4 protein-coding genes are annotated in these 2,371 nt (G+C 41.8%); 3 read left to right on the top strand and 1 reads right to left on the bottom strand.

Annotation, left to right across the window (positions count from 1 at the left end):
* Positions 1–68 precede the first annotated feature (68 nt).
* From DFR44_RS11260 to DFR44_RS11250, 3 genes are all read left to right on the top strand, one after another.
* Positions 69–389, top strand: a complete 321-nt coding sequence (locus DFR44_RS11260; protein ID WP_133621660.1) for a hypothetical protein — start codon at positions 69–71, stop codon at positions 387–389.
* Positions 390–429: 40 nt separating this feature from the next.
* Positions 430–693 carry a ribbon-helix-helix domain-containing protein gene (locus DFR44_RS11255; protein WP_211336971.1) on the top strand — a complete coding sequence of 88 codons (264 nt, stop codon included), beginning with the start codon at positions 430–432 and terminating at the stop codon, positions 691–693.
* A gap of 225 nt (positions 694–918) precedes the next feature.
* Positions 919–1,476, top strand: a complete 558-nt coding sequence (locus DFR44_RS11250) for a recombinase family protein (protein WP_133621659.1) — start codon at positions 919–921, stop codon at positions 1,474–1,476.
* Positions 1,477–1,494: 18 nt separating this feature from the next.
* Here the strand turns inward: DFR44_RS11250 and DFR44_RS11245 are convergent, their stop codons facing one another.
* The gene (locus DFR44_RS11245; RefSeq protein WP_246012111.1) at positions 1,495–2,202 is read right to left on the bottom strand and encodes an ABC transporter ATP-binding protein; all 708 of its coding nucleotides are present in this window, start codon (positions 2,200–2,202) and stop codon (positions 1,495–1,497) included.
* Positions 2,203–2,371 lie beyond the last annotated feature (169 nt).

The raw sequence follows: 2,371 nt of genomic DNA, 5'->3' as shown, positions 1-2,371 counted from the left end.
CCTGCTTATAAAATAAGCAGAATACTTGGATTACCTGGTCAATTTTGAACGCAAATTTATGCCTTTAAATGGTCAGTTTTGAACGAGCAGCAACAGATGTATGGTCTTTTTCAGATATATCACAACTCATTGAAGACGCACAAAACTTACGAGGCGAATTCCCCGTGTATGCTGTTTTAAATAACGCAGACGTGTCAGGTTCAGACAACAACGAAGCTATAGAAGCGATAAGCGATTACCCTGCACTCAAGTATTTGGACGCTCCTGTTCGTCGCAGAAAGTCAATCGCTACTTCTGCAGGAAAAGGACTGTCTGTTTTTGAACATGGTCCAAAAGACGCGAAAGCATGCGAAGAAATTCAAAGCCTAATAAATATCATTTTCAAATGAAAAAAATATCATTTAAATATTAAAAAGAAATTAAAATCATATGAAAAAAAGCAATGTAATAAAACGGCCAACTTCAACAACATCCTCAATAGATAAAGCTGTAAGTGAGTTTATTGGGTCGGCTCCTGATGCATCTACATTAGAAAACAAACAACCAAGACTGGTACGTGGAAAACGCTTACAAATTAGTCATACACTCCCACCTGAGCTACTAAACAGAACTGATAAACAAGCAGAAGAAATGGGCTTAACTCGTGCAGCCTTAATCAATCTCGCTCTATCTGAATACCTAAATAAATATTAAATAAATATCAAAAACAAATTTATTAAATATGTTTTTAATATTTAAAAAGGGTTTTTATGACAATTACGGGGTACAACCGAGATACTTGTAAAAATAGGACAAGGCTATCACTAGCCCCTGCCTTAGTGATAGCTCCGATTTTAAAGAAAAATACTCCCACATAAATCACATTTTAATTATGATAGCAGTGCTATCATAGTATCTTTAATCCTATTGAGTGTCTTTATGATTATTGGCTATGCTCGAACATCGACCATCGAACAGCAAGCTGGATTCGATGCCCAAATCAAAGAGTTACAATCAGTCGGTTGCACTAAGATATTTCAAGAGCAAGCTTCATCTCAATCTAAGCGCATTCAACTTGAAGCAGCTTTAGAATACGCGCGTGATGGTGATGTGTTTGTTGTCACTAAGCTAGACCGTTTGGCTCGCTCGATGCGTGACTTGATGAAAATCATTGACGGCCTATCCAGTAAGAACGTGACTATCCGAATCTTGAATTTGGGTTTGGATACCCAAACGCCGACAGCAAAACTGATTTTAAATGTCCTGGGAAGTATTGCACAGTTTGAACGTGAAATGATGCTTGAGCGTCAACGCGAGGGCATTGCCAAAGCTAAGGTCGACGGTAAATACCGTGGTAGAAAGCCTATTTCTGATGAGCAACGTCAATCCATTTTACGCTTGAACAATGAACGATTAACAAAAGCTGCGATTGCCAAAATATTGAAAGTGGGCGAAGCCACTGTTTATAGGGTTTTAGCTGAAGCAAAGAAGCCTTAGCGACTTTTATACTCCATTCTATACTAAAGCCAAATTATTGAAAGATTCTTTCTTTAAGAATCCATCACCCAAGCGCAAGACACGGTCACACTCAGCGGCCAAACCTAAATCATGCGACACCAAAATAAAGGCAATGCCCAAGTCTCGTGCCAACTGGCGAACAAGTTTAAACACTTGAGCGGCCGTTTCACGATCCAGATTGCCTGTCGGCTCGTCGGCAAGGACACAACTCGGTTCGGTCACCAAAGCTCGAGCAATGGCAACCCGTTGACGCTCGCCGCCTGACAATTGACTCGGCAGATGGCTGGTGCGGGCACCCAGTCCGACTTTTTCAAGCATGGCTTGCGCACGCGCACGCGCTTGTGCTTTAGGCAGGCGACGTATAAACAATGGCATGGCCACATTATCCAAAGCGGTCAATTCAGGTAACAAATGATGAAACTGATATACAAAACCCAGATGCTGATTACGCACACCGTTACGGGCATCATCCGACAAACTTGAATAGGCTTGTCCAAGTAAACTCACCTCTCCCGCGTCGGGCACATCCAAGCCACCCAAAACGTGTAGCAATGTCGACTTACCTGAGCCAGAAGCACCAATAATCGCAACACATTCACCCCGTCGCACATCGATAGCAACGTTTTTTAACACCTCAACATCCAAGGTGTTGTCTTGAAAAGTTTTAGCAACACCTTCTGCGTGTAAAACAATATGTTCTAACATGAGCATTCTTTCAACATTTTTTCAATTCATTCAATGCGTGATTGCATTATTCGTAACGCAAGGCTTTTGCAGGCTCAACCGCAGCCGCTTTTCGACTTGGGTAAACAGTTGCCAACAAACTCAATCCAAAACTAACCGCTGCGATGACAATCACTTCGCCTAGGCGCAC

Origin of the sequence: Hydromonas duriensis (assembly GCF_004363775.1) — a bacterium.
Classification (GTDB): Bacteria; Pseudomonadota; Gammaproteobacteria; order Burkholderiales; family Burkholderiaceae; genus Hydromonas; species Hydromonas duriensis.
The sequence above is the reverse complement of the archived record's forward strand: the minus strand, read 5'-3'. Positions and strand labels throughout refer to the sequence as shown.